This is a genomic window from Mesorhizobium sp. M7A.F.Ca.CA.003.01.2.1 (genome assembly GCF_003998945.1).
Lineage (GTDB): Bacteria > Pseudomonadota > Alphaproteobacteria > Rhizobiales > Rhizobiaceae > Mesorhizobium > Mesorhizobium ciceri.
Genome location: NZ_RZRA01000291.1, coordinates 1 through 5,830, shown reverse-complemented (window position 1 = coordinate 5,830; position 5,830 = coordinate 1). Strand labels below are relative to the sequence as shown.

The 5,830-nt window shown below is 62.5% G+C and carries 2 protein-coding genes; both read left to right on the top strand.

Translation table 11 applies throughout. The annotated features are described in order from the left end of the window. Positions 1–3,465 (top strand): DNA-directed RNA polymerase subunit beta (rpoB, locus tag EN969_RS13970; RefSeq protein ID WP_127419188.1); only part of this gene is annotated, 3,465 nt, incomplete at its 5' end. 186 nt (positions 3,466–3,651) lie between these two features. Beyond that, the coding region (gene rpoC, locus EN969_RS13965; protein ID WP_127419187.1) for a DNA-directed RNA polymerase subunit beta' at positions 3,652–5,830 on the top strand (2,179 nt) is incomplete at its 3' end.

Genomic DNA, 5,830 nt, shown 5'->3' with positions numbered 1-5,830 from the left:
GGCGAAGAGATCCTGTCGACCTTCTACAACAAGATCACCTACAAGCGTGCCGGCGACCATTGGCGCATTCCGTTCAACGTCGAGCGTTTCCGCGGCCTCAAGGCTGTCGGCGACCTGGTCGATGCCGATACCGGCGAAGTCGTCGTCGAGGCCGGCAAGAAGATCACCGCACGCCAGGCACGGGCGCTTGGCGAAAAGGGTCTGAAGGCGATCAAGGCGACCGACGAGGACCTGCTCGGCAACTATCTGGCCGAGGACATCGTCAACTACGCCACCGGCGAGATCTTCCTCGAGGCCGGTGACGAGATCGACGAGAAGACGCTGAAGGTGCTGCTCGGCACCGGCGAAGAGGAGATCAAGGTTCTCGACATCGACCACGTCAATGTCGGCGCCTATATCCGCAACACGCTCAACGTCGACAAGAACGAGAGCCGCCAGGACGCGCTGTTCGACATCTATCGTGTCATGCGCCCCGGCGAGCCGCCGACGCTTGAAACCGCCGAAGCCATGTTCAACTCGCTGTTCTTCGATAGCGAGCGCTACGATCTGTCGGCCGTCGGCCGCGTCAAGATGAACATGCGCCTCGAGCTGAAGGCCGAGGACACCGTGCGCGTGCTGCGCAAGGACGACATCCTGGCCGTGGTCAGGACGCTGGTCGAACTGCGCGACGGCAAGGGCGAGATCGACGACATCGACAATCTCGGCAACCGCCGCGTGCGTTCGGTCGGCGAGCTGATGGAAAACCAGTACCGCGTCGGCCTGCTGCGCATGGAGCGCGCGATCAAGGAGCGTATGTCCTCGATCGAGATCGACACGGTCATGCCGCAGGATCTGATCAACGCCAAGCCGGCGGCTGCCGCCGTGCGCGAGTTCTTCGGTTCCTCGCAGCTGTCGCAGTTCATGGACCAGACCAACCCGCTGTCGGAGATCACCCACAAGCGCCGCCTCTCGGCGCTTGGACCGGGCGGTCTGACCCGCGAGCGCGCCGGCTTCGAAGTGCGCGACGTGCACCCGACGCATTACGGCCGCATCTGCCCGATCGAGACGCCGGAAGGCCCGAATATCGGTCTGATCAACTCGCTGGCCACCTTCGCACGCGTCAACAAGTACGGCTTCATCGAGAGCCCGTACCGCAAGATCGTCGACGGCAAGCTGACCAATGACGTCGTCTATCTCTCGGCGATGGAAGAGGCCAAGCACCATGTCGCGCAGGCCAACGCCGAGCTCGACAAGAACGGTGGTTTCGTCGACGAATTCGTCATTTGCCGCAGTGCCGGCGAAGTGATGATGGCGCCGCGCGAAAACGTCGATCTGATGGACGTGTCGCCCAAGCAGATGGTGTCGGTGGCCGCGGCCCTGATCCCGTTCCTGGAAAACGACGACGCCAACCGCGCTCTGATGGGCTCGAACATGCAGCGTCAGGCCGTGCCGCTGGTGCGCGCCGAGGCGCCGTTCGTCGGCACCGGCATGGAGCCGATCGTCGCCCGTGACTCGGGCGCCGCCATCGGCGCCCGCCGCGGCGGCATCGTCGACCAGGTGGACGCGACGCGTATCGTTATCCGCGCCACCGAAGATCTCGATCCGGGCAAGTCCGGCGTCGATATCTACCGGTTGATGAAGTTCCAACGTTCGAACCAGAACACCTGCATCAACCAGCGTCCGCTGGTTCGCATGGGCGACCGGGTCAACAAGGGCGACATCATCGCCGACGGTCCGTCGACCGAGCTCGGCGATCTGGCGCTCGGCCGCAACGTGCTGGTCGCGTTCATGCCGTGGAACGGCTACAATTACGAGGACTCGATCCTCCTGTCCGAACGCATCGTCGCCGACGACGTCTTCACCTCGATCCACATCGAGGAGTTCGAGGTCATGGCGCGCGATACCAAGCTTGGACCGGAGGAAATCACGCGCGATATCCCGAACGTCTCGGAAGAAGCGCTGAAGAACCTCGACGAAGCCGGCATCGTCTACATCGGTGCGGAAGTTCAGCCGGGCGACATCCTGGTCGGCAAGATCACGCCGAAGGGCGAAAGCCCGATGACGCCGGAAGAGAAGCTTCTGCGCGCCATCTTCGGCGAAAAGGCGTCCGATGTGCGCGACACCTCGATGCGCATGCCTCCGGGCACATTCGGCACCGTCGTCGAGGTGCGCGTCTTCAATCGCCACGGTGTGGAGAAGGACGAGCGCGCCATGGCGATCGAGCGCGAGGAGATCGAACGCCTCGCCAAGGACCGCGACGACGAGCAGGCCATTCTGGACCGTAACGTCTACGCGCGTCTTTCCGACGTGCTCGTCGGCAAGGAAGCGATCGCTGGACCGAAGGGCTTCAAGAAGGGCTCGACGCTGTCCAAGGATACGCTCGACGAGTATCCGCGTTCGCAGTGGTGGCAGTTTGCCGTGGAGAACGAAAAGCTCCAGAGCGAGCTGGAAGCGCTGCGTGGCCAGTACGACGATTCCAAGAAGGCGCTCGAGCAGCGTTTCATGGACAAGGTCGAGAAGGTCCAGCGCGGCGACGAAATGCCTCCGGGCGTCATGAAGATGGTCAAGGTCTTCGTGGCCGTGAAGCGCAAGATGCAGCCCGGCGACAAGATGGCCGGCCGTCACGGCAACAAGGGTGTCGTGTCGCGGATCGTTCCGGTGGAGGACATGCCTTTCCTCGAGGACGGCACGCATGCCGATATCGTGCTCAACCCGCTGGGTGTGCCGAGCCGCATGAATGTCGGCCAGATCCTGGAAACGCATCTGGGCTGGGCATGTGCGGGCATGGGCAGGAAGATCGGCGAGCTGATCGACACGTACAAGGCAGCCGGCGACATCAAGCCGCTGCGCAAGACGCTCGAGAGCTTCATCCCGGCCAACGACCGCAACGAGCCGGTTCGTGACTATGACGACGAGAGCATCGTTCGCCTCAGCGAGCAGATGCGCCGCGGCGTCTCGATCGCGACCCCGGTGTTCGACGGCGCGCATGAGGCTGACATCAACATCATGCTGGAGCAGGCGGGCCTGCACAGCAGCGGTCAGTCGCAGCTCTATGACGGACGCACGGGCGAGCCGTTCGATCGCAAGGTGACGATGGGCTACATCTACATGCTCAAGCTTCACCATCTCGTGGACGACAAGATCCACGCGCGTTCGATCGGTCCGTACTCGCTCGTCACCCAGCAGCCGCTGGGCGGCAAGGCGCAGTTCGGTGGCCAGCGCTTCGGCGAGATGGAGGTCTGGGCGCTGGAAGCGTACGGCGCCGCCTACACGCTGCAGGAAATGCTGACGGTGAAGTCCGACGACGTCGCCGGCCGTACCAAGGTCTACGAGGCGATCGTGCGTGGCGACGACACCTTCGAGGCCGGCATCCCGGAGAGCTTCAACGTTCTCGTCAAGGAAATGCGGTCTCTCGGCCTCAACGTCGAGCTGGAGAACACCAAGCTCGACGACAACCCTGTCCGGCTGCCCGACGCGGCCGAGTAAGGCAATGGCGCGCCACGGCTGTCCGCGGCGCGCCTCGAGCATGATCCCGAAAAGTGGCTACCGGTTTTCGGACAGGATCATGCTCAACCAGGAAGAATTCGACGGCCAGTGGCCGACAAAGACGGCGGGCGTTTGGCTCGCGACTAGATGCAAGGGATCTTCGAGGATCCCGAAAAGGAGAACGGCATGAACCAAGAGGTCATGAATCTCTTCAATCCGCAGGCGCCTGCGCAGGTGTTCGATTCCATCCGGATATCGCTTGCCAGCCCTGAGAAGATTCTGTCCTGGTCTTTCGGCGAGATCAAGAAGCCGGAGACCATCAACTACCGCACCTTCAAGCCGGAGCGTGACGGTCTGTTCTGCGCGCGCATTTTTGGCCCGATCAAGGACTATGAGTGCCTGTGCGGCAAGTACAAGCGCATGAAGTACAAGGGCGTCATCTGCGAGAAGTGCGGCGTCGAAGTCACGCTGTCGCGCGTTCGCCGCGAGCGCATGGGCCATATCGAGCTGGCGGCACCGGTCGCCCATATCTGGTTCCTGAAGTCGCTGCCGTCGCGCATCGGCACGCTGCTCGACATGACCCTGAAGGACATCGAGCGCGTCCTCTACTTCGAGAACTACATCGTCACCGAACCTGGCCTCACCGCGCTGAAGGAGCACCAGCTGCTCAGCGAGGAAGAGTACATGATCGCCGTCGACGAGTATGGCGAGGATTCGTTCACCGCCATGATCGGCGCCGAGGCCATTCATGACCTCCTGGCCGGCATGGACCTGGAGAAGATCGCCGGCGACCTGCGTTCGGAACTGGCGTCGACCACCTCCGAGCTGAAGCAGAAGAAGTATCTGAAGCGGCTCAAGGTCGTCGAGAACTTCATGGAATCCGGCAATCGTCCGGAATGGATGATCATGAAGGTGGTTCCGGTGATCCCGCCGGACCTGCGTCCGCTCGTCCCGCTGGACGGCGGCCGCTTCGCCACGTCGGATCTGAACGATCTCTATCGCCGCGTCATCAACCGCAACAACCGCCTGAAGCGGCTGATCGAGCTGCGCGCCCCCGGCATCATCGTGCGCAATGAAAAGCGCATGCTGCAGGAAGCCGTCGATGCGCTGTTCGACAACGGCCGCCGCGGCCGCGTCATCACCGGCGCCAACAAGCGCCCGCTGAAGTCGCTGTCCGACATGCTCAAGGGCAAGCAGGGCCGGTTCCGTCAGAACCTGCTCGGCAAGCGCGTCGACTATTCCGGCCGCTCGGTCATCGTGACCGGTCCGGAGCTCAAGCTGCACCAGTGCGGCCTGCCCAAGAAGATGGCGCTCGAACTGTTCAAGCCCTTCATCTACGCCCGTCTCGACGCCAAGGGTTACTCCTCGACCGTCAAGCAGGCGAAGAAGCTGGTCGAAAAGGAGCGTCCGGAAGTCTGGGATATCCTCGACGAGGTCATCCGCGAGCATCCGGTGCTGCTGAACCGTGCGCCGACGCTGCACCGTCTCGGCATCCAGGCGTTCGAGCCGATCCTGATCGAAGGCAAGGCGATCCAGCTGCACCCGCTGGTCTGCACGGCCTTCAACGCCGACTTCGACGGCGACCAGATGGCCGTTCACGTGCCGTTGTCGCTGGAAGCGCAGCTTGAAGCCCGCGTGCTGATGATGTCGACCAACAACATCCTGCACCCGGCTTCCGGCGCGCCGATCATTGTGCCGTCGCAGGACATGGTTCTGGGTCTCTACTATCTCTCGATCGTCAACCAGAACGAGCCGGGCGAGGGCATGGTGTTTGCCGACATGGGCGAACTCCAGCACGCGCTCGAGACCAAGGCGGTGACGCTGCACTCCAAGATCAAGGGTCGTTTCCGCACGGTCGACGCCGAAGGCAAGGTCGTGTCGAAGATCCATGACACCACGCCTGGCCGCATGATCATCGGCGAGCTTCTGCCGAAGAACGTCAACGTGCCTTACGAGACCGCCAACCAGGAGATGACCAAGAAGAACATCTCCAAGATGATCGACCCCGTCTACCGCCACTGCGGTCAGAAGGAGACGGTCATTTTCTGCGATCGCATCATGGCGCTCGGCTTCAGCCATGCCTGCCGCGCCGGCATTTCGTTCGGCAAGGACGACATGCTGATCCCGGATGCCAAGATCAAGCTGGTCTCCGACACCGAGGCTTTGGCCAAGGAATACGAGCAGCAGTACAATGACGGTCTGATCACGCAGGGCGAGAAGTACAACAAGGTCGTCGACGCCTGGGCCAAGTGCTCGGAAAAGGTCGCCGACGAGATGATGGCCCGCATCAAGGCGGTCGAGTTCGAGGACAATGGCCGTCAGAAGCCGATGAACTCGATCTACATGATGTCGCACTCCGGTGCGC